The sequence below is a fragment of the uncultured Nostoc sp. genome (assembly GCF_964247315.1).
Lineage (GTDB): Bacteria > Cyanobacteriota > Cyanobacteriia > Cyanobacteriales > Nostocaceae > Nostoc.
Genome location: NZ_CAXTTT010000079.1, coordinates 1 through 22,059 on the forward strand (window position 1 = coordinate 1; position 22,059 = coordinate 22,059).

A 22,059-nucleotide genomic window follows, 5' to 3' on the forward strand; every position below is an offset into this window, starting at 1 on the left:
GCGAACGCAATTGTTATTTCGGCGAACGCAATTGTTATTTCGGCGAACGCAATTGCTATTTCGGCGTACGCAATTGCTATTTCGGCGTACGCAATTGTTATTTCGGCGAACCCAATTGTTATTTCGGCGAACCCAATTGTTATTTCGGCGAACCCAATTGTTATTTCGGCGAACCCAATTGTTATTTCGGCGAACCCAATTGTTATTTCGGCGATGCCTACGGCTGGCTACGCCTACACAATTGCTGATTGCGTTTATCCTAAAACAATCTTAAGACAAAGACCTCTCCCTGGTTTGACTACGCAAAACCTGTCCCTCTTTAGATCAAAGAGGGACAAGCTTGAACTTTAGTTCAAGGTAGGGAGAGGTTTGTCGAACTCACGCCTAATTAGCAGGGCAAGATTTAGAGGTAAGCGAGGAGTTATAGAGCGTCGCTGTGGGTACTTGAGCAACTAGAACCACGTTCCCATTGGCATCCATTACCCATCCTTGGGCTTCTACAATTTGAGTAGGTTCATTAACAGAATTAACCTTCTGTGATTTTTCTTCTGTGTTTCGCTGCGCCTGAACAACGGCTCTTTTCTGAATACCGCCAGCACGATTCTGACTCTCTGGAGGGAGCGCGATCCAATCTGCTAGCACTGCATCATCAGCTATCAATGGCTCTGTGGGATCGGCTACTAGTCCTCCACGTCCAGTGGTAATAAATGAACTTCTTGCTATTTTTCCACCAGAGCTACAACTAGCAGCAATTTGCTGCGAAGCATCAACCAGATTTACGGGTAGTTCTACTAATCCTTTACTGGGGTCAGCATCTGGTGAGTTGATTTGGACTGTACCATTTAATGAAGGGTTTTGCTGAGAAAACGCGGTGATGTCATTTGTTTGAAGATTATTCGGGTCTTTTTCTTCTGGGTCAAGCTTCTCTACGTCTGCACCTGTGCGGGGTACAAAACCAAAGATGTTCTTAGCAGTGATTGTGATTTTACCACCAGAGCCAAAGAAGCCGTTGGCGGTGATATCGTTATTTCCGAAGGGAGTGGTGACGAGGAAGCCATTAGGTGCTTTGATGGTGATATTACCGCCAGTTTTATCACCCCCTCCATTAGTGGATATTTGACTATTGCGGCGCATCAGTAATAAGTCCCGCACCTGTACAGTAATATCACCACCTTCACCTGACTTACTATTAGATGTGAGTTTTCCTTGGTTGTCCAACAGTATGGAGCGAGCAGTTATATTGAGTTCACCTGCTGCTCCTAAATTATTTACATCTCCTTTGTAAATTGCATTCGGTTGAAGCTTTGGAAGTTCACTGCTCACAGTTATTGCAGCCCCATCCGAGATAATCAATTGTCCTGTGGCGATTGTCACTTTTCCAGCCTCTCCAGAGCCTAAAGTCCTAGCAAGCAAGCCGCTGGGTGAACCATTTGCTGCGGTTCCAATTAGTTTTATGGACTCTAAGGCGTTGACAGTCAAATTGCCTCCTGAACCTATGGCTGGTATAAATTCTTGTCGAGTCCGATATGCTCCACTAGACTCTGTTGAGACCTGTGCTCCACTTTCTATAAACAATCTCTCAGTGTTAATGATAATATCACCCGCCTTTCCTACACTGGTAGTTGTGCTAGAAACTGTACTAGGATAAGTAAAGTTATCTGGCGTCGTAAAGCTACCAATCAAATCTACAGACTCGGAGGCGTTCACAATCAAATTTCCTCCTGAACCATTGCCTCCAGTAGAAGTCAATACTTGTGCACCATCTCGAACAATTAATTTCCTGGTAGTAATCTTTAATTCTCCACCATTTCCAACACCATTATTCCGATTTCTCAAGAGCACAAGAGGGCCAATGAGTTCCACGACTTTTCCCTGCACCTGGATGTTACCACCACCTACCCCACTGACATCCACAGTAGATGGAATTTCAGAACCGTCAACACTTCGCCGTATGAGTTGAATTTTCTGGAAATTCTGGACACCTTCATATCCCAAGACCCAATTTTGGTTGTTTAAGTTTAGATTGACCAGGCTATTGCCAGCGACACTTGCTAGCTCAATTCGTCCTGATACTGCTGTTAAACTTCCACCCTCCAGCGTTATATCACCGCCTACAAGTGCCAAGGTTTTGCCTAGCTGCACCTGTAACCCAACAGGTTCACCCAAACTATTGACTGCGCCACCTGGACTAGCTTGGGATTCATTGCGAATCAGAGCCGCAGTGGCTCCGAATTGTAAGCCAATGGGAACACTGACTGTGAGCAGGGGTGTGGTTTGGGGATTTATGGCGCTAAACTTTGTACCATCGGCAAAATTCAAACTACTCGCTGTACTTGCAATAAATGAACCGCCGATGTTTAAAGTAGCATTGTTACCAAAAATAATCCCGTTGGGATTAATCAAAAACAGGTTAGCTGTGCCGTTAGCTTTAAGGATGCCATCAATATTAGAGATAGACTTACCCGTTACCCGGCTAATAATGTTCTGAATACCCTCAGTATTTTTAAACTCAGCCGTAGTCCCATTGAGTACAGAAAACTCTTTAAAACTGTGGAATAAGTTGCTTTCTAGTTGGGTTCCACCTTCAATAATTGTGATATTGCCCTGTGTTGTAACTTGAGAATTATTAGGTAGAGTACTATCCTGAGTGATTTGGGCAAAAGCACAATTACCAGAGAAAGCTATTGCGCCACCTATTACAATTCCTAACCCTTGAAACCAGCTACAAAAACTACTCATAACGAATAATAAACTCCTCTAAAAAAGTACCATTTGCTAAATAGTGGTGATGCTGCGCCTCTATTCAGTAAACTATATCTATTTCAATAAACTATAATATTTAAATCGTTAATATACGTTTTGCTATTCTTAAATCTGATAATATTCGTCATTGCAAATGATACAAGTAAAGGCACAACAATGTTATGCCTCTACGAAAATTTTTTATTCTACTTGGCTAAAAACAATATTGTTAACTTAACTAACGTTATTAGGGATTAGCAAGAAACAAATTATCCAATCTTGTGGGGTGGACATATTGTCCGCCTTTAGTTACGGGCGGGCGAGATGCCCACCCTACAACAAGTAGTTGGATATTTTTTATTTGGAAGTCTCTTACCTTTATTCTCAATTAATCAGGATTAAGTGTTAAGTTGACAATACAATACCGCTACGGTTTTTTAGCACGTAACGCAACGTCCCTGCCAGTCCTCGCAACATTGCAATTTCATGACAACAGGGCCTAAATCTGCTGGCAAAAATCCCTGGGGTTGCTTGTTCTCAACAGCATCAGTAGATGGAATTGGAGCTAGTTCGATATTGCACTCAAGCTTAATTTTCATGACTCTATCTTTTGATATACCGTTTTCTTCGAGTAGCGTGCGGAAATTAGAGTTTTTCAAAATTTCTATAATTTCCTGCTGAATTTTTTCTTCTAACTGCTCTAAAGTTTGAGAATCAATGACTGCTTGCTGTGAAGTTTGAGATGCCATGAATTTTGCTCTCCTTGCAGACTGGTAAATGTGTGAACTTATTTTATGATGTACTAAACTAACGTGAGTTTGATTAGTACAGTTTGGTAACGAAGGAATCAATAATACAAAGTCTAGAGTGGCAGGAAAACATTAGGTTTCTAACGCTCTTGTGAACTCTCATAATTATGACTTCAACTTAGCTAGTAATAATTACGCACTGTGTAACAAAACTTCATATATTTCTGCCGGATTTCTTTAAAGGATTGATGAATCTGGCTACTGACCATTGATTGCTCAAGAGAATTGAGTAATTGATACCTCCTCAAGTCTCACACTCTGCTTACGGTTTGGATAAACCCAGAAGCTTTATTAAAGCGATCGCTTATATGCCCAATGCCCAATGCCTCGTGCCCAATCCCCAAAATCCTAAATCTTTTACTCATTAACCGTGCCACTATAGAAAATAGAGCTGCAAATTGAGCAATAGGAAGACTAAAGAACACTGTGCAGATAACATTCTTAGGGACGAGTTCCGGTGTACCCACGCGATCGCGCAATGTTTCCAGTGTCGCTCTGAGATTACCCCAAAGGGCAGAACTGTGGTTATTCGACTGTGGCGAAGGTACTCAGCATCAAATTATGCGGAGTGAACTGAAAATCAGTCAACTCTCCCGAATTTTTATCACCCACATGCACGGCGACCACATCTTTGGCTTGATGGGACTTCTTGCTACTTGCGGCTTGGCTGGTAATGTGAAACGAATTGATATCTATGGCCCACCTGGATTAAATGATTACATTCAATCCGCCTCACGTTATTCCTACACGCACTTTTCTTACCCAATCAAAGTTCACGCCATCCGTCCAGGGATAATTTATGAAGACGATGACTTCACCGTTAGCTGCGCTAATTTGCATCATCGGATTACAGCTTTTGGCTACCGCGTAACCGAAAAAGACCGAGCCGGACGCTTTGATGTGGAAAAAGCCAAGGCGTTGCAAATTCCTCCTGGTCGAGTTTACGGTCAACTCAAGCGCGGTGAAACAGTTACCCTTACGGACGGACGGGTGATTGATGGCACCCAATTGTGTGGCCCTACAGAAATTGGTCGAAAGATTGCCTATTGTACAGACACAATTTATTGTGATGGTGCAGTGGAATTAGCTCATGATGTCGATGTATTAATTCACGAAGCAACCTTTGCCCATCAAGATGCAGATATGGCTTTCCAGCGGTTGCATTCCACAACCACAATGGCAGCGCAAACAGCTTTAACTGCTGGAGCGCATCGACTGATTATGAGTCATTTCAGTCCCCGCTATGCTCCCGGAAATACTTTGGAGTTGAAGGATCTCCTCAAAGAAGCTCGTGCTATTTTTCCCCGTACTGATATGGCTCACGATTTTATGATTCATGAAGTACCCAGACGGCGGGAAGTAGAGTTAACCAAGGTAGGCGTTTAAATTTTGGATTTTAGATTTAGATTTCCTATTGAACGCTTCTAATCTAAAATCTAAAATTAACCAGGCTCTATCTTAGATTTTAATAGTCTCAATTAAAATGCCAAGCAAATAAACAGCAGTTTATTTTTCTGAGTAAGTCAACTATTTAACCAACAATTTACGGTTAACTAGATGTATCAATAATATACAAATGGTATGGTTGAAATATTTTTCTCAATGTGTTTTTACTATTACAAGTTATCAAAATAACTTTAATATATAGCAATGTTGCGAGTTGGATAATTTTATACTCAAATACTTAGGAAAAATAATTAATTTTTTGTCAAGATTTTTCTTCTTTAAATAAAATATTTATTAAAAATTTATCCTTCCAACACTGATTAAGAATTTATATGCATGAATTGATGAACATGAAAGCGCCAGTTGACATAATGTTATGCCAAATTAGCTTGTCATTGTTGGAAGAAGAATAAAGTATGCGATCGCAGCTATTAGGTGTAAAAAATCATTTCATATTTCTCATAAATCTTCCAAATAAATATAGTGTTTCGATATTAGAGGAGTTTAATAGTGGCTAAGACTAGTCTGAATCAAGAGCAACAGGTTACTACTTCAGCACAAGGCGCAGTTGATATTAGACAACTATCTACTATTTTGCTTCGCCGACGCTTTCTGATCTTTGGGGTTTCCTGTGTAGTTATGTCAGCTGCTAGCCTCTTGGCTGTCATTGCCAAACCTACTTACCAGAGTAATATGCAGATATTGGTGAATTCCAATTTATCTGAAGGGGCACAGTCAAATACTCAGCTTATTGATTCAAATTCTCAAGTTGTTGATTCCACTACTCAGATGAAACTCATGCTGAGTTCTAAGTTGCTTCAGAAAGCTGTAGATTTACTCCATTCTGATTATCCTGATATTACCTTACAAGACATCAATGGTCAAAAAGAACATAACAAAAAAGCACCTTTAGAAGTAACTCCCGAAGCGGGAGGCATAGGAGCAAATAAAGTTTTTAATCAGACATTTAAAGTTTCTTTTAATGATAAAGATCCAGTAAAAGCACAAAGAGTACTTCAAGCTCTACAGAAAGTCTATCAAAACTACAACAAACAGCAACAAAAAGAACGTCTGAATCAGGGATTAGCTTTTGTAAACACTCGCCTACCTGAAATAAAAAAAGAGGTGAGTAAAGCTGAGAAAAACTTAGAACAGTTTCGCAAAAAACATAAATTACTAGATCCCGAAGTCCAAAGTAAAATTCTGCTAGAATCTCTAGCCGATATTCAACAACAGCTACAAACCACTCGTGCTAACCTTCAAGATGTAAACGCTCGCTACAATAATCTAGAGCAACTAATAGCGTCTTCGTCCCAGCAGAATACATTACTTTCTTCTCAATTAAATCAGTCAAGCCGCTATCAAGCATTATTAAGTGAAATTCAAAAAACTGAACTAGCTTTGGCTAAAGAGCGGCTCCGCTATACAGATGATTACCCATCAGTACAAAAATTAAAGCAGCAACGCCAAAGTCAACTGTCCTTATTACGAGAAGAGGTGAAAACTATTACTAACAGCAGTAAAGATAAACCCTTATCAAAAGGACAAATGCTAGGAGTTGATCCAACCCTTGTAGATGAGTTTGTTTTAGTACAGACAAGTGTTTTAGGACTAACTGCCAATGAAAAAAATCTCATCGAATCAGAACAGCAACTACGCTCTGAGCTAAACAAATACCCAAGTTTAATAGCAGAGTATAATCGTCTGCTGCCAAAGGTAGCAACTAGCCGCAAAAACCTTGAACAATTACTCCAGGCACAACAGTCATTGGGACTGAAAATTGCTCAGGAAGGATATAACTGGCAAGTTTTGGCAGAACCTTCTCCCGGTACTTATATGGATAATAACAGATTATTACTCTTGCTTGGAGGAGCGGTAATTGGCCCGATTTTAGGTATCTTAGCAGCCCTAATTTTGGAAAAGTTTAATGACGCTATTTATTGTGCCGAAGATTTAAAGAAACTGACGAACCTACGTGTACTGGGATCGGTACCAAAACTACCATCAATTGGTGTCAAAAAACGGCGGCTTGGCCTGCCTTGGAATGGCCGAGTCATCTCAGATTCTTCTGTAATAGAAGCTAGTAATAAATTGCCTGTCCATGAAACTTTGGACATGATCTACCAAAATATTCAAATATTAAAATATCCCTTACCGTTCAAGTCGCTGATGTTTACTTCAGCACTACCAGGGGAAGGGAAGACAACCTTAGTATTAGGCCTTGTAGCTAGTGCTACCCGGATGCATCGACGGGTATTAGTAATTGATGCTAACCTACATAATCCTAGCCTGCACAAAATCCTGGAACTATCCAATGACTGGGGGCTATCTCTGTTATTAGTTGATGAGACAACTACTCATTTTCAAGATTACATCCAGCCGATTCACCCCTCCATTGATATTTTGACTGCTGGGCCAGAACCAGAAGATACAGTGAAGTTGCTCAGTTCTCAACGGATGAAAGAACTAATAGAGGTGTTTGAGCAAAGTTATGACCTAGTACTAATAGATGCTCCATCTATTTTAGGCAGGGTTGATGCCAGGATTGTGGCATCTTTTTGCAGTGGTATTGTTATGGTAGAGCGCATGGGAAAAGTGACTAGAACTGAACTGACTCAAGCAACAGAAATTTTGAGTAAGTTGAATTTAATTGGAATTATCGCTAATGAAGCGAGCAATTCTCAAAAGGTATTGGCATCGTAAATCGGAGAATAAAAGTTTCTCTTCCACAGCAGTCAGATTTAAACGATTCACTTCCCCAATTTCTGATTTCTACCTTATATTTCAAGCAAAATGCATAATTAGTAGGAGGTGGCAACCTCCAGCGTTGGAGAACTGTCTCATCTTAAAGTAGTAGACGCCATAATCCAGAGCGTCAATTAAATACTAGTGTGATTAGATGATCGGTATGAAATTCCAACTTTACTTAGGCTCTTTATTTTCTCAGATTAAAGTACGTTATTGGTGGGTAAGTATCTTTTTATGGATTGCTTTGGTTGCCCCAGCCCAAGCGTCTGTAATTTTACGCGTGGCAATTGAGAGGGGCGTTAATCAGGTAAAAGTGGGTAGTTCCACCACTGGGATCGTTAAGGATAGTACTGGCCGGACTCTTGGACAGTTACCAGCAATGAGTGCATATTATGCTCAAGCCGTTCCTGGTGGAGTTGCTTTAGATAAGTGGCAGTCTGGTTTATTTTGGATTGAGCCAACTGGTAAAGGATTTGTTTATATTGGCGATCGCTGGTATCGTGGCAGAACTCTGGTTGTCCCCACAGAAAAAGGCTTAACTGCTGTTAACTGGGTTGATGACCAAGAATATCTCTACAGCGTTCTTGGTGGCGAAATGGATGCTAGCTGGCCCCAAGAAGCTTTAAAAGCTCAAGCGATCGCAGCCCGCACTTACGCCCTCTACGAACGAGAAAAACAACGAAATAATCCCGTTTATGATGTAGGCAATACCCCCGATCACTGGCAAATTTACAAAGGTGTCATTAGTGAATCTCCTGCTACTTACACCGCAGTGGATTCTACTCTAGGGCAGGTACTAACTTACAAAAACCGGATTATTCTCTCAGTCTTCCACGCTTGTTCTGGGGGACACACTGAAAACGTAGAAGATGTTTGGGGAAGCAGCGAACCTTATCTACGTGCTGTTCAAGACTACGATCAAAATATCCGCGAGTGTAATTGGGTGAAAACCTTCTCGCCCAGTGAAATTAGCGCTAAATTTCCTGAGGTGGGCAGTGTGATGGCGATGATTCCAGAAACATACTCACCTTTTGGCAGTGTTAAAGTTTTGAAAATTGTCGGCAACAAGGGCACAAAGATGCTACAGGGCGAGCAAGTACGAACAGCCCTCAAGTTAAAAAGTACCCGCTTTACCGTCACCAAAGGAGGCGATGGTAGTTTTGTACTGCAAGGACTTGGCTACGGTCATGCTTTAGGCATGAGTCAGTGGGGGGCGTACAATCTGGCTCGGCAAGGAGTGAACCATCTGCAAATTTTGGGACATTATTATCAAGGTGTAGCTCTAACACCAATTCAGGCGAAGTAATCAGGGATTGGGGATTGGGTATGGGGCATGGGGCAAAGGAGTGCTGAGTGGTGAGTTTGTCTCCTTGTTTCCTGCTCCCCTGCTCCCCTGCTCCCCTGCTTCCTATTCCCCACTCCCACGTTCTAAGCGCCGTTGCCATTCAGCATCAATTTTTGCAGAACGTTCAACTTCTTGGTCGAGTAAGTCAGTTTCGCTAGAATACACTAAATCTTCGTTGCCGATGACTTTTTCTGCAGCAAATTGTTGGGCATAGTCAATTTTTTGTTGCAAAGGTGCATCAGGACTCGCCAATAGCCTTGCTCTGGATAGGCGATCGCGGTTGCGATCGCCTATTTTACGATTACGCCACTGAATCCAGAAATAACGCAATAACGGTATGCCTAAAAAACCTGCTCCGTAAGCCAATAGCAGCCAATAAATTCCTTGTACAAAAGCTACCAGTCCACCTAACTGGACGGCAACAGTTCCATCTCTCAATAAACTTCCCAGTACTAAAGCACCAACAAAATTTAGTATCCCTAACCCAGCACTCAGCATAATTTGCCCGGAACTTGCGGCACTAAAACGCCAGGGAAATTCCTCCAAGTGATCTGATATTGCATGACGGCGCTTTTTAACTGCACTCACCTGCAACTCTGGGAAGTAATAAACAATTTGCCCTTCTGGGCTTACTCCCGGTTGCCCATTAAATCGCGTCAGAACGGGCAGCATATAATCTTCGTACTCTCTTGTGTATCCCTGGCCAATGTCATCCAAATATGGGGCAATTTGTTCTGCCACCACTGCACCACGGTTACTCCGAATCACCGTAGCAATTTCTTGCCAGCGACGTTCTTCTAAGTTGGCGTTTGGATTACCATCGCCAAACAAAAACGAAAAAACAGCTTCAAAGAAATTCAGATTGCTTTCTTGCCGGCTTTCACGTCGCGGTTCCTGGTAGTGGGTGTCATAATTTGGGCTAAGATACCAAAATAAATTTGGAAAATAGAAGAAGCCCCCACCGCCGGAATTACTGCCTCGATTGTCGCCGTCACGGTCTGAATTGATAGAGGTAATGATAATGAAGATGGTAACAGTTATCAGGGCGATGGAAACAGTTAAGAAAATTCCAAAAGAAATGCGAATCAGGTAAAACAGAACACTCCAGACCTTTTTCCACCATTCCTGCAATCGTAACCGGAAGTATTTATTACGCAAAATTGCTCGAAAATTTTGTGGAAAAAGGAAAACTATATCACCAGAATCCGCTACCTGTAAATGTCCGCCAGCATCAGATGCCAGGGCTAACAAACTTTGATTAGCTTCAGCGACGTTCAATCCTGCCTGAGTTGCCACATCACCAACGGTAACACGGTAGCCCAGTTGTTCCACAGCTTGCATGATGGTGGGACTGGGAGCCATTGCTCTCCCCTCCTGTTAAAACTTATTCCCTTTTCTTAAGTATAAAGTTTTATTTTGAGCGACTTAGCAGGGATAGAGGTAACAATTCAAAATTCAAAATTGTTGGCACAGCATTTGGTAGAGAAGAGAGTTTTAGACTCTAATTTTAACTCCCATTCTAGCTTCCTTCCCACAGAGTAACTGAGCAAAGTCGCAACCACTAAACTTTCCCGAACTACGTGTTGACATTCGTCGGTATGAAACTCTTTAATTGACTATACAATCAACAAATGGTCTGACACGCAAAATGATATAATTACTTGCCATAGCTTGATTAAATCAGCAAATTTTCTGCTCAAATATGGTTCAATACACTCTCGCTCAAAGTCCAGAAATTATCCTTACTGTTTCTGGAAAAGATTCAGCTAAAGCTCGTGATAAAGCAATGGATCAGCTAATGGAACTGATGGATGCAGGTAAGCTATCCACGGAACTGGAAGAAGGATTTGGCCCTCAACAATTAATAGAGGTAAAAGAGTCAACTATTGATACTGCTAGTGGTGAGGATACAATTACACAAGCTGTCCAGATTCTGAGTAACCTGGCGACGCTCAAGCTGAAAGTTCAAGAGTCACGAGCTGAAGCGTTGGAAATTCGCAAAGCTGTTGATATTCTGTTCACTGATGAGTCGGTGACTGAAGAGGAAATTACTCGACTCAAGGAAGGTTTTAAAGTTCTCAAAAATTTTGCTCAAGCTAATGTGCGTTATCAAGAAGCGCGATCTAAAGCAGAACTAGCTAGGCAGACTCTAGATCAAGCTCTTAAATCCCCTGACAAGTAACATTTACAGAATTATATGCATTGAGATACATTTTAAAAATGCAATTAAAAAATCTAGAACACAGGTTGAAAATCCTGTGTTCTAGATTAACTGGGGCGCTAGGATTCGAACCCAGGGATGGCGAGACCAAAACCCGCTGCCTTACCACTTGGCGACGCCCCAACAATTTCACTACGGTTAGTATAACACTTAATCCTGGGTTAATGTCAAGTACTTTAATAATTGATTTCAAATAATGGGTTTTTACCGCAGGACATTGATGAGTCGGAATCCTTACACTTAGAATCTTTCATCATTTTGAGGTTGACCCCTTGAATCTTGATGCTTAAGGCATAAAATTTTTTCCTTGGCATCTAAAATCTGCTTTACTTGATGGGTGAACGCCTTAGAGTCATGTCTAGCCTATTTCTTTTTCTTTAGTCCCCAGTCTCGTGAAGAAAGACCGCTGCAATCCGACTTGATGATAATAGTTGTTTAGTAGCTAGCCATATAAAGAGTGGAATAGTCTTCGCATAGCGGCCGCAAAGTCGGCGCGGTTCTTGAATCCATCGATATAGCCATTCAAGTCCCAAGTCTCGAACAATGCGGGGTGCCCGCTTATGAATTCCGGCATAAACTGGGAAAACTCCACCCAGTCCAATCATTACAGCTTGTATTTTGCCCTTATGTTGAGCTATCCAATTTTCTTGTTTGGGACATCCCAAAGAAACTAAAACAGCGCTAGCACCACTAGAGTTAATCTTTTGAACCAAGGTTTCGTCTTCAATTTCCGTTAGGGGACGAAAGGGTAGAGGTTCCATCGCTGCAATCTTTATCTGCGGAAATTCCTTCTCTAATCTGTTTTGCATCCTAGATAGAATTTCTGTTTGGGAACCTACAAAGAAAATGCTCAGATTTTGTGTTTGAGTTAGCTGACACAATGCGAGAAAAATATCCATCCCTGCCACACGGTCTTGGTAAAGCGCTCCCATTTTTCGCATCATCCATACCAAAGGCATACCATCAGGAGTAACTATATCTGCATTTCGCAATACGGTGGCAAATTCTGGATTCCAATGGGCTTCAATGAGCATGTGTACATTGGCTACATATACAGTTTTGCTCTCACGCCTACTTGCCCACTTCAGTATTGTTTGTATCTGCTCGTCAAACCGTAAAGCAGTAATAGGAAAATCAAGCACTTTTTTAGTAGGTAGAAGCACTCTTGCCACCATCAATAACTCCTGTATCCAAGAAAACAATTCATAGATTACCTAGACCAATCCAAATTATTTAATATTTCGGATTGGATGACTCCTGACTTTTTGTCGGCTTGTGTCATTGTTGGAAGTTAACACATGGAGGTGCAATTGCCTTTTTAATATACTTTTAACTTAATCAGTAATACTAGAATTATTTGCTGCTGTGTCTTAGCTTACTGTTTTCTGTTAAGGATTTTAGATACTGCTTGACAAAATTCATACTTCCTTCATAATTAATTTTTGGTTAGTTCATCCAAGCATTATAATTGCGATAAATTCCTAGATAAATGCTGTATATAAAGTAGTAGATAGTACTTAACTCCTTAGGTAGGAAAGTAAAATGCTAGCCACTAAGTTTACCAAGTTTATACGTAAATATGCGCTTAAGGGATTGAATTAAAATTAGTATATTTTAAAGAACAGCTAATAACTTTTGATTATGATTTACAAATTTATTACAGATTTAATTTAGTCTCTGTATTGATGGAAAATCTCTAGATTTTATTTGTTTCTGAAATAAAAGCCCAAAAAATAAGGGAAAGATAAATTTATCTTTCCCTGCTCTCTGGTTTTTATTATTGTCTGACTTGTTACTTTCTTTAAGTCTTTGGCGTAACATTTGCCTTTGTTTTTTCAGTTGACGCTTCCTAGCAGAACCGCCTTTACCTTTATCATTTCTGCCTTCTTTACGGGGAGATTCCCATCTTTTCAGGCGCATAAGTTTTTAACCTCTTTAGTAACTTGCTTGGTAGTGGGCAGGAGGAGAATCGAACTCCTATGACCGTAAGGCCGCCACATTTTGAGTGTGGTGCGTCTACCAATTCCGCCACCCGCCCTTATATCTAACCTTAACTAGTATACTCTAAATTAAGAGATTTTGTAATAAGTCTGAAAATTATTTCTCAAAGTTTTGCTGGAATAACAGTTTTAAGAATCTTCAGCTTAAAGGCGTGGCAGGTTCAATAAACTAGGGTCAATATCCTGTATTTTGGCACAACCGCTAAGGGCCATTCCTACATTTAACTCATCTTGCAGCAGTGAGATGATATGAGATACGCCGATTTGTCCTGCTACCGCTAGTCCCCACAATATGGGTCGTCCGATCAGTACTGCTTTTGCTCCTAATGCCAGAGCTTTGAGAATGTCTGTGCCTCTACGAATGCCTCCATCCAAGACCACTTCTACTTTACCATCCACTGCGGCTACTATTTCAGTCAGGGCATCTAAAGAAGCGATCGCACCATCGAGTTGTCTGCCACCATGATTGGAAACAACAATTGCTTTGGCTCCATGTTCTACAGCCCGCACAGCATCATCTGGGCGTAAAACTCCTTTGATGACTAAAGGTAGCCCAGATAAAGACTGTAACCATTCCAAATCGTCCCAAGTGACTGCTGGGTTTAGCTGTTGGGCAAAATAGGTAAATAACCCAGATTCACCTTTTTCATAGGAAATATCTAGCCCTGAGATGCTCGCAAGATTAGCCAGATGTAAGTCTTGGGGTAAGGCAAACTCATTACGTCTATCTCTTTCGCGCTGTCCGAGAACGGGTGCATCTACAGTTAGACAAAGTGCCTTATAGCCTGCTTTATAGGCTTTTTCTACCAAAGCACGAGTTAATCCCCGGTCTTTATGGATGTAAAGCTGGAACCATCGTAGAGAATCTGGAAACTGATTACATGCAGTCGCCACTTCTTCAATGCTCTTTGTTGCCATTGTACTTAACACCATACCCACACCAGCTGATGCAGCAGCTAAAGCTGTGGCAACTTCTCCGTCTGGATGGGCTAGACATTGAAAAGCCATTGGTGCAATTAACAAAGGTAGTTGCAGGGGTTGTCCTAAAATCGAGGTACTTAGATTACGATCGCTCACATCGACTAATATCCGAGGTCGCAGCTTGACTCGCTCAAAGGCAGCACGATTATCTCGCAATGTAATTTCGTCCCAAGCACCACTGCTGTAGTAATCAAGTGTCGTTTGAGACAGATATTCTTTTGCTAGCTTTTCATATTCAAAAAGGTTGATGGGTTGAAAGCGATCGTCATTGGATAAGTAGGTAGACATAATTAAATGTAAGATAAAACTTTTGTTCGTAGTGAGCGATTTATCGCTCTGCATAAGATTTTAAATGGCTAGAGCCACTGACTACGAGCTTTGATTTAATCCGATTGTCCGATTCACAAATGCCCTTCTTCCTGCGGTTTTTTAGTTGATCGAACTCACGTTAACCCGGTTTCCTTTTCACGGTTTTTGCGTCGGTTGCGACTCGCTAGGCATAACGAAGAAAAGCCGTGTGTTGGTAAAATCAGACAATGATGAAAGACAGGCAGGATTAAAGGTGACAATCGAAATCTACGTCAGCACTGATATAGAAGCGGATGGCCCTATCCCAGGGCCCCACTCAATGCTTAGTCTTGCCTCAGCTGCGTATACCGCAGACAAACAATTGTTTGCTACTTTTACAGCTAATTTAGAAACCTTGCCAGGGGCACAAGGACACCCCAAAACCATGAAATGGTGGTCAGAACAGCCAGCCGCCTGGACAGCCAGTCGAGCCAACCTGCAGCCCCCTATGGAGGTCATGCAGTCTTACCACTCCTGGCTTGTGGCGTTGCCAGGTAAACCAATCTTCGTTGGCTATCCAGCCGCCTTTGACTTTATGTTTGTCTACTGGTACTTGATAAACTTTGTGGGCGATAGCCCATTTGCATTCTCGGCATTGGATATCAGATCGTATGCGATGGCATTCCTGAAACAAAACTACAGCGAATCTGGTAAGGAAAATCTACCTGCTGCATGGTTAGAAAATCTTCCATTGGCACACATTGCCTTGGATGATGCTATTCAACAAGGGAAGTTATTCTGCAATCTGTTGCAAGCGAATCTACAGCCTTAAGCAAGATAGCAATGCGATCGCATCTTTTCAATTTTGTAATAGATTTCCGATAACGACGAACCATCATTTGTCGTTATTGGAAATCCCTCGCTGCTTTGAGAAACCGAGGATCTTACTTTATACCTGGAAACCCTCGATATAAGACTTAATCGTGGGTAACGCTGTCATTTTTTCATAGAAGAAATTGTTGACTATTTTCATTACTTCCGCCTGGGCTACATCTACTTCGGAATCGAGGGGAGTGCCAGGTTCTTGGCGGCACAGACTACGGTATAAGCGTAGCAGATGACGCACGATTTCCAACTCTTCTTCCCCCTCCAAGACCTTGACGACCGAGATGATCAGTTCATCCGTCTGATTGAGAATGCTTTCGATATCAAAGACAGTGCTCTTGTCCCTGGCTTCTTGGACAGTTCGCACTAGCGCATGGACTTGATAAAGCAGCGCCGTAGGTTCATCGAACAACTCACGCAGAAAAGCTGCTTCTTCATAACGCCCGTTCAGTCGGAAAATGTTGTATAGGCGCTTGGCTGCTTTGCCGTAATTGAGTTTATCGCCTTTGACACATTTTTTAACTTCCTTTTCCAATTGCGCCACATAATCATCCATGACATCAGTCGAGACCTGCTTCACCAGCTTGGAAAAGATTGGGGCTGATTCCGCATCCAAGTAAACCTCCTGGAAGTAGCCGTCCAGATAGCCGTCTAGTGGAGTGATGACACCATCTGGTGCTTCCCAGGTGACATCCAACATATTACTGGCATTGGACAACTGACCGCGTACTGTGTCGGCGATCACCCAATCTAGCTTGCACCAACCTGAGTCTTGTGCTACAGAATCCCAGATGATGACGACAGGATTGCCTTTTGCGTCGATCGCTTCGATCTGACCAGCAGCAATATCATTGGGTAGCCAGCTAATTGGTGAACCAACACGCATAGTTTGTTCTCCCCGAATCACCTCTTGGGGGTAGCTACCAAACTTCACCTCAATTAACTGGTAACTTGGGCCAGACAAGCTGTTGAGCGCCTTCTCACGCATCAGTTTGGCAAGAATCTCGCAGGCTTCGGTGCGGGTGGGTGCAATGATATTCACCCGCTCGAAGTAGTCACAGTCACCGGGATAGGTTTGAATCTTGGATTGAGCCGCTGAACCAGAGAGCGCCAATGCAGTTTCTACAACACCAGGGATGTCGTTAAATTCTACGATTTTGCCAATGGCGCGAAACCGTGCCAGCTGTTGCGGGTCGAAATCTAACATGGTGACTTTGTGCCCAAAAACACCTGTGTCTTTATCCACCACAATATTGCTGTCACCTGTTGCCTCGGTGATGGAATTCATCCAGCGTTCCAATTCTTGCTCATTGAGTTGAACTCCTAAGCGATTAGCAGATTCTACGATGCGGTTACGTGCATCTAGAGTTTGATCCTGTGCTTTTGTCATAGTTTATTCCTTATTGATTTTTGTAATTATACTTTATAGATGATTTCAAATAAATTGATTTTTGTAATCGTAATTGAAGAATATTGATTGAATATTAAGTTTGATAAAAATGCGCTGCAAATTCAGCGCTTGATGAACTCAAAGTAGCCAAAGTTCTCTCCAGTAGATGCTTTACAACAAAAGTATTTACTAAGTATTTGTTTGATTTGTATCTCTAGCAAATAATTTTTAAGGAAGAAAAATACCTAGTAAGAAATCTCATGATACTCCAAACTTATTCTCTCACTGATGCTTACTATGTTAAATAAAAAATAAAATTGGAAAATTAAGCGGCAGTTGATAGATGATAATCTTCAGAATAAGTAATAGCTAGTCGGCATAAATAAAATTAACTAGTTAAGGTTGTTATTTGCCCTTTGTCATTATTTATTGCTAAGGCTTTCAAATGTATTTACTTTTAGTAACATAGTTGTATTTATTTTCACTCACTTAGTTAGCGATCGCTCAACTGATTTATGTACCGAGGTTATGTGTCGAGGCGTTGCTCAAACAGTATGAAGATTGCTCCAAAAAAAAAGACCTCTGGCGCAAAGCAGAGGTCTTTCTGTTTCAGAACATTGTAAAATTCATCAGCAACGTAAAACGCTGATATGGTTAATTTCGTGGCTTCTGTGCCATGAACTCAAAAATAGCAACCCAATTGCCAATCCCATACTGACCATTATTATTACTCCTTTACCGAAAAGGCGTAGGCGCAGCCCGCCGCAGGCATCACCAATATTTAGGTACAGACCTAGAAATCTAATCCGGCGATCAAAACTTCATCTTAATCCAAGGTTTTAGGAGAACTTTTCCCAGCATTGGGCAACTAATTGGCTTAACCAGCGACGTTGTTGCCGATCCAGGAGTGGATCGTCTGCTAACAACTGAGCGGTCAATTCTTCCAAAGATTGACCCTGAGCGCGGACAATTTTAATTACTCCAGCGATCGCACTGGCAACTAGTTCTTCATCAATCGGCTGTTGTCGCAGAGCAATAATTTCTTGGGGACTATCTGGAATAGGATAATTCATGGCGTGGGTTTACAGAAATACAAAATGAACAATAACTTTGACAAACTCTTAAAATTTCTTCACTGAATCTTTACGAAACTAATAGGGCGGAGTTTACCTTACTTTATGCCTTAAGAAAATCTGTCTTAGTGAGTAAATTGATGGGAAATGTCAGAAAAAGATGAAAGAAATACTTTATTTAGAAGTTCCAACTCCAGATATAGAAACTGTGCGTAGTTGGTTACAAACAGATTTTGAACCTGGAAATGGAGAAAAAGTGCTTACCTCGGAAGGCTTTCGCCTTAGAATAGCTAGTGCTACTACACCTGCGGGAGTGGCTCTTTCCGAAAACTTGCCTACAGAACTTTCGGTATTTGTGTGGTCGGTGCAACGAACTACCTATCTGAAAGTGTTTCGCTGGTCAGAACAACCCTTTCCCAGTGAAGGACAAATTCTGCAACGCTTGACCAAGGAAATCAGAAGCCGTTTTCCGCATCATTACCCAGAACTGCCAGCAATTGATTTATCCCAGCAATCAATATTTGCCGCATTAGGCTCTACTTACCCCCTTACCGTCAAGTATTTTCAGAAAATGCCCAACGGTGAATATGACCTAACTCGTGCCTATTGGTGGGAAAAACAATGGCGCGAAGGGGTGCAAAATCCGCAGCAGCCGCGTCAAGTGGTGTTTTCGCAGGGGAGCAAGGGGGAAACAAGCAATGCCCCATGCCCCATGTCCCATACCCAATACGACATCATCTACATTGGCGGCGCATTAGGCGCAATCCATGCAGCACTGATGGCAAAACTGGGATATAAAGTCTTGCTGGTGGAACGAATGCCCTTTGGGCGGATGAACCGAGAATGGAATATTTCGCGCGACGAGATTCAAAGCTTGGTTAACTTGGGTTTAGTCACCCCCGCTGAGTTAGAAACCATCATTGCCAGGGAATACAAAGACGGATTTAATAAGTTTTTTGATGCTAATAATCCAGCCAAACTGCGATCGCCCGTCCTCCACACACCCACAGTCCTAAATTTAGGCTTGGATTCCGAAAAATGGCTCCAAATGTGTGGGCAAAAACTGCAAGCCGCAGGCGGTGAAATTTGGGATGAAACAGAGTTTATCCGTGCAGATATTGATATATCACAGGTAGTTTTGCAAGTCAAGCACTTGCCCAGTCAGATTGAGAAGCAAGTAAGTGGACGACTGCTAATAGATGCAATGGGAACTGCATCCCCCATCGCTTGGCAATTAAACGGTGGTCGTGCCTTTGATAGTGTTTGTCCGACAGTGGGAGCGGCAATTGAGAGCGGATTTGAGCCAGGAGTATGGGATTCCCAATATGGGGACGTTCTTTATAGTCATGGGGATATTTCGCGGGGAAGGCAGTTGATTTGGGAATTGTTTCCCGCAGCTGATGATGAACTGACGATTTATTTATTTCATTACCACGAAGTCAATGCTAAAAATCCTGGTTCCTTGCTGGAGATGTACGAGGACTTTTTCACAATTTTGCCAGAGTATCGCAGGTGCGATATGGACAAATTGGTGTGGAAGAAGCCGACATTTGGGTATATACCAGGGCATTTTAGTGTGGGAAGTCGCGATCGCACAGTTGCCTTTGATCGATTGATTGCGATCGGTGATGCTGCATCACTCCAGTCTCCCCTCGTCTTCACCGGTTTTGGTTCGCTAGTTCGCAACTTAGAGCGTTTAACAACGCTGTTGGATACTGCTCTCAAACATAACTTGTTGAGTTTCCGCCACTTGAACCAAATTCGCGCCTACCAAAGCAACGTTTCCGTGACTTGGCTATTTTCCAAAGGCATGATGGTACCCACTGGAAAATTTTTACCACCCCAGCGGATTAACTCCATGCTCAACACCTTCTTTGGACTGTTAGCAGACGAACCCCAAGAAGTAGCAGATAACTTCATTAAAGATAGGTGTGATTGGTTAACCTTTAACCGTTTAGCACTGAAAGCAGCCAGGAAAAATCCTGCCTTGCTTTTATGGATTTGGGAACTTGCTGGCCCTAGAGATTTAGTGCGATGGCTTGGTAGTTATTTCAACTTCGGTCGTCATGCCTTGATTAGCGCTTTGCTGAGTCCGTGGTTCCCGCGCTTCTTAAACCGAGTAGGTTTTTGGCTAGAACCCCGGAATCCAGGCTTGTGGCTGTGGCTGTTGGCGATTAATTATGCGATCGCCACAGGCAAACCGCGATCGCCCAGCCAGGTTGCAAAAACCAACCCAGAAGCCATAATTCCGAAGTCAGAAGCAAGGATTCTGAATTAGGAATTGGGCATGGGGCATTAATCACTTGTACAGACGCGATTAATCGCGTCTCTCCTAACTCTTCGGGCGAAAATTCGGCAGTTCTACAGATGCCAATGATTTACGCCCTTTGGGTGGACGCTGGGGATAAACTACTGGTGAAGGTGAATTGTCATCATTGGTGTTATCACCTAATGACTCTGGAGACAAATCAGTTGCTGACAATTCCACCTGTGTCATTTGTGAAACTTCTGACCAGTAGTCTTCAGTTTCTCCAACAGGCCTTTCGGTGTGAGATGGAGTGGAAGAAACCAGTAAGTCATTGGCTGGTGAAAGCACAGAATCCGTCGTCCAAGAAGTAGAGGTAGTTGCAGGAGGATTAATTTCTGCTTCCAAATGTTCCTTCTGTGGATTTTCTATTTTTTCATCGTCTTCTAAGATTGTTGCTAAAGTCTCCCAAATCGGGGCATCACTAACATCCGTTTTCGCAGCAGGTGGTGGTGATATAGATGCAGGCTGGGAGGTGAAAAACATTTGGATTAGACTATCTAATTGCTGATCTAAATTTGATGAACCCGAAGGTGAAACCGCTTCAGTTGTATATGGAGAATTATCAACTTCTGAAGATGGCGCGGGTTGTGTTGGTGTTGGCGTGTCTTTCTTAACTGTCCAGTTCCAAGGAGATGATGGCGGCGTCGCAGAGGCTTCATTTCTTTGGAATGGGATTGGTGCTAAGGGTTCACCCCAAGAATTATCTGAATCGTTACTTAAGGATTCTTCTTCTGCTGACCAAGGTTGAATTGGCTGGGCGTTAGGAAACAAAGACCGAGCTTTTCTAGAGAATCTTCCTTGGCTACTAGTTATATCTTTAGGATGTTTTGCAGTATCCTTTAAGGAGTCATAGCTAGGAACCGATGTATCTAGACATTTTTCCAAAGCTGCTTTAAATTGCAGCGTCTGGCGTTGTTGTCGCATAAGTCTAGTACGTAACTCTCGACAAACATTTTCTGACTGCAATAGCTGCTGAGATTGTTCGTTGTTATTAGTGTGTAGCAACGTACATTCTCGCTCTAACTGGGCAAGGCGTTGTTGGCTAATTTGTAGTTGTGCTTTATAAGTATCAGTGAAAATTTCCTGGCGTTGAACAGTTTGTACAGCAGTTTCTAATTGTTGAAATAGAGATTTTATCTGTTCTTGGGCAGCAGCTAGTTCCTGAGTATGTTGGTTGAGCATCGACTCACTAACGCTAGAACGCGTTTTCTGCCACTGCAAAACCTTTTCTGACTCAGCTAGGTTGTCTTTTAGCTGCTCCACTTGTTCATACAATTTATTGTTAGCCGCACGTAATTCTTCGTTCAATGCCAGCAGTTTCTGAAATTCCGAGTCAATAAGTGCTTGTTTGCCGCTTTCAGGCTCTGCAACCCAGTCCTGCTGGGTGGTATCTTGTAAAAATTGTGTATCTTCAGCTGGCATGAGGAGTGGCAGTTTTTTAACTGTCATATTGTCATTAGGCACAACTGAGTAAAAGGGACAACTCGCCTGCTCTGATTGTGGCGAATTAGCAGAATTTAGGGATTCCATCACAGCCCCCTTGTTTGAGGTGTCAGCTTCATTTATCACTCTTGACTCACCTGCTTAAAAATATTCAGCAGTGCTGGCATTAGCATTGCTTATCAACTGTGTCTAATCAGGGTTTGCTCTAGAAGCTAAGTTTAACTCTCTCCAAGCACCAGCAATTAATCATCAATTGGTGTTCCCCATTTTGTATCTAGACTGATGCCGTTATAACACTATGATGCTCTGCCCCGTCAAGAAGAGGTAGAAGGAGAACTCTGGCCGCCTTTGAGGATCGGCGAGAGAGAGGAGAAACCCGA

Annotated in this window: 17 protein-coding genes and 2 tRNA genes; 8 read left to right on the plus strand and 11 right to left on the minus strand. The window is 42.2% G+C overall.

Annotated features, from left to right (window positions below; all coding sequences use genetic code 11):
- Positions 1–351, plus strand: a 351-nt coding sequence (locus tag ACFE93_RS22090) for a hypothetical protein (RefSeq protein WP_375476250.1), incomplete at its 5' end; no start/stop codon positions are given.
- Between the two features lie 33 nt (positions 352–384).
- Here the strand turns inward: ACFE93_RS22090 and ACFE93_RS22095 are convergent.
- Together ACFE93_RS22095 and ACFE93_RS22100 are read right to left on the minus strand one after the other, a co-directional pair.
- Entirely contained in the window at positions 385–2,739 is a 2,355-nt protein-coding gene (locus ACFE93_RS22095; protein WP_375476252.1) for a filamentous hemagglutinin N-terminal domain-containing protein, read from the minus strand.
- Between the two features lie 440 nt (positions 2,740–3,179).
- Positions 3,180–3,491 (minus strand): hypothetical protein, encoded by a 312-nt coding sequence (locus ACFE93_RS22100; protein WP_375476254.1) that lies wholly within the window; start codon positions 3,489–3,491, stop codon positions 3,180–3,182.
- Positions 3,492–3,784: 293 nt separating this feature from the next.
- On the opposite strand from ACFE93_RS22100, the gene ACFE93_RS22105 reads away from it, so the two are divergent.
- The 4 genes from ACFE93_RS22105 (at position 3,785) to ACFE93_RS22120 (ending at position 9,051) form a co-directional block, all read left to right on the plus strand.
- Complete coding sequence (locus ACFE93_RS22105) at positions 3,785–3,919, plus strand: hypothetical protein (protein WP_375476256.1); 135 nt, start codon at positions 3,785–3,787, stop codon at positions 3,917–3,919.
- A gap of 58 nt (positions 3,920–3,977) precedes the next feature.
- Entirely contained in the window at positions 3,978–4,937 is a 960-nt protein-coding gene (locus ACFE93_RS22110; protein WP_375476258.1) for a ribonuclease Z, read from the plus strand.
- 570 nt (positions 4,938–5,507) lie between these two features.
- The gene (locus ACFE93_RS22115) at positions 5,508–7,700 is read left to right on the plus strand and encodes a GumC family protein (protein WP_375476260.1); all 2,193 of its coding nucleotides are present in this window, start codon (positions 5,508–5,510) and stop codon (positions 7,698–7,700) included.
- Between the two features lie 205 nt (positions 7,701–7,905).
- Positions 7,906–9,051, plus strand: a complete 1,146-nt coding sequence (locus tag ACFE93_RS22120) for a SpoIID/LytB domain-containing protein (protein WP_375476262.1) — start codon at positions 7,906–7,908, stop codon at positions 9,049–9,051.
- Between the two features lie 102 nt (positions 9,052–9,153).
- Here ACFE93_RS22120 and ACFE93_RS22125 read toward each other — a convergent pair whose 3' ends face one another.
- Entirely contained in the window at positions 9,154–10,452 is a 1,299-nt protein-coding gene (locus ACFE93_RS22125) for a hypothetical protein (protein WP_375476264.1), read from the minus strand.
- A gap of 340 nt (positions 10,453–10,792) precedes the next feature.
- Here ACFE93_RS22125 and ACFE93_RS22130 point away from each other — a divergent pair, with 340 nt between their 5' ends.
- The gene (locus ACFE93_RS22130) at positions 10,793–11,272 is read left to right on the plus strand and encodes a hypothetical protein (RefSeq protein ID WP_375476266.1); all 480 of its coding nucleotides are present in this window, start codon (positions 10,793–10,795) and stop codon (positions 11,270–11,272) included.
- Between the two features lie 90 nt (positions 11,273–11,362).
- Here ACFE93_RS22130 and ACFE93_RS22135 read toward each other — a convergent pair.
- The 5 genes from ACFE93_RS22135 to ACFE93_RS22155 all read right to left on the minus strand — a co-directional run bounded on the left by ACFE93_RS22135 (position 11,363) and on the right by ACFE93_RS22155 (position 14,580).
- Positions 11,363–11,434: transfer RNA gene (locus ACFE93_RS22135), tRNA-Gln, on the minus strand.
- A 254-nt stretch (positions 11,435–11,688) separates the two neighbouring features.
- The gene (locus tag ACFE93_RS22140; protein WP_375476268.1) at positions 11,689–12,486 is read right to left on the minus strand and encodes a WecB/TagA/CpsF family glycosyltransferase; all 798 of its coding nucleotides are present in this window, start codon (positions 12,484–12,486) and stop codon (positions 11,689–11,691) included.
- Positions 12,487–12,976: 490 nt separating this feature from the next.
- Complete coding sequence (locus tag ACFE93_RS22145; RefSeq protein WP_375476270.1) at positions 12,977–13,231, minus strand: hypothetical protein; 255 nt, start codon at positions 13,229–13,231, stop codon at positions 12,977–12,979.
- A gap of 34 nt (positions 13,232–13,265) precedes the next feature.
- Positions 13,266–13,349: transfer RNA gene (locus ACFE93_RS22150), tRNA-Leu, on the minus strand.
- 106 nt (positions 13,350–13,455) lie between these two features.
- Positions 13,456–14,580 carry an alpha-hydroxy acid oxidase gene (locus ACFE93_RS22155; RefSeq protein WP_375476272.1) on the minus strand — a complete coding sequence of 375 codons (1,125 nt, stop codon included), beginning with the start codon at positions 14,578–14,580 and terminating at the stop codon, positions 13,456–13,458.
- 145 nt (positions 14,581–14,725) lie between these two features.
- Here ACFE93_RS22155 and ACFE93_RS22160 point away from each other — a divergent pair, with 145 nt between their 5' ends.
- Positions 14,726–15,412, plus strand: a complete 687-nt coding sequence (locus tag ACFE93_RS22160) for an exonuclease (protein ID WP_375476274.1) — start codon at positions 14,726–14,728, stop codon at positions 15,410–15,412.
- 117 nt (positions 15,413–15,529) lie between these two features.
- Here the strand turns inward: ACFE93_RS22160 and ACFE93_RS22165 are convergent, their stop codons facing one another.
- Positions 15,530–16,855 carry a hypothetical protein gene (locus tag ACFE93_RS22165; protein WP_375476276.1) on the minus strand — a complete coding sequence of 442 codons (1,326 nt, stop codon included), beginning with the start codon at positions 16,853–16,855 and terminating at the stop codon, positions 15,530–15,532.
- Positions 16,856–17,694: 839 nt separating this feature from the next.
- Entirely contained in the window at positions 17,695–17,928 is a 234-nt protein-coding gene (locus ACFE93_RS22170; protein ID WP_375476278.1) for a hypothetical protein, read from the minus strand.
- Positions 17,929–18,088: 160 nt separating this feature from the next.
- On the opposite strand from ACFE93_RS22170, the gene ACFE93_RS22175 reads away from it, so the two are divergent.
- Positions 18,089–20,206 carry an NAD(P)/FAD-dependent oxidoreductase gene (locus ACFE93_RS22175; protein ID WP_375476280.1) on the plus strand — a complete coding sequence of 706 codons (2,118 nt, stop codon included), beginning with the start codon at positions 18,089–18,091 and terminating at the stop codon, positions 20,204–20,206.
- A gap of 54 nt (positions 20,207–20,260) precedes the next feature.
- Here ACFE93_RS22175 and ACFE93_RS22180 read toward each other — a convergent pair whose 3' ends face one another.
- The gene (locus tag ACFE93_RS22180) at positions 20,261–21,802 is read right to left on the minus strand and encodes a hypothetical protein (RefSeq protein WP_375476300.1); all 1,542 of its coding nucleotides are present in this window, start codon (positions 21,800–21,802) and stop codon (positions 20,261–20,263) included.
- Between the last annotated feature and the right edge of the window lie 257 nt (positions 21,803–22,059).

Bases quoted from the DNA above. Each gene is read 5' to 3' on its own strand.
- ACFE93_RS22145 (WP_375476270.1), bottom strand. From the start codon at position 13,231: ATGCGCCTGAAAAGATGGGAATCTCCCCGTAAAGAAGGCAGAAATGAT.
- ACFE93_RS22170 (WP_375476278.1), bottom strand. From the start codon at position 17,928: ATGAATTATCCTATTCCAGATAGTCCCCAAGAAATTATTGCTCTGCGA.
- ACFE93_RS22120 (WP_375476262.1), top strand. From the start codon at position 7,906: ATGAAATTCCAACTTTACTTAGGCTCTTTATTTTCTCAGATTAAAGTA.
- ACFE93_RS22125 (WP_375476264.1), bottom strand. From the start codon at position 10,452: ATGGCTCCCAGTCCCACCATCATGCAAGCTGTGGAACAACTGGGCTAC.
- ACFE93_RS22140 (WP_375476268.1), bottom strand. From the start codon at position 12,486: ATGGTGGCAAGAGTGCTTCTACCTACTAAAAAAGTGCTTGATTTTCCT.
- ACFE93_RS22175 (WP_375476280.1), top strand. From the start codon at position 18,089: ATGAAAGAAATACTTTATTTAGAAGTTCCAACTCCAGATATAGAAACT.
- ACFE93_RS22130 (WP_375476266.1), top strand. From the start codon at position 10,793: ATGGTTCAATACACTCTCGCTCAAAGTCCAGAAATTATCCTTACTGTT.
- ACFE93_RS22155 (WP_375476272.1), bottom strand. From the start codon at position 14,580: ATGTCTACCTACTTATCCAATGACGATCGCTTTCAACCCATCAACCTT.
- ACFE93_RS22100 (WP_375476254.1), bottom strand. From the start codon at position 3,491: ATGGCATCTCAAACTTCACAGCAAGCAGTCATTGATTCTCAAACTTTA.
- ACFE93_RS22095 (WP_375476252.1), bottom strand. From the start codon at position 2,739: ATGAGTAGTTTTTGTAGCTGGTTTCAAGGGTTAGGAATTGTAATAGGT.
- ACFE93_RS22165 (WP_375476276.1), bottom strand. From the start codon at position 16,855: ATGACAAAAGCACAGGATCAAACTCTAGATGCACGTAACCGCATCGTA.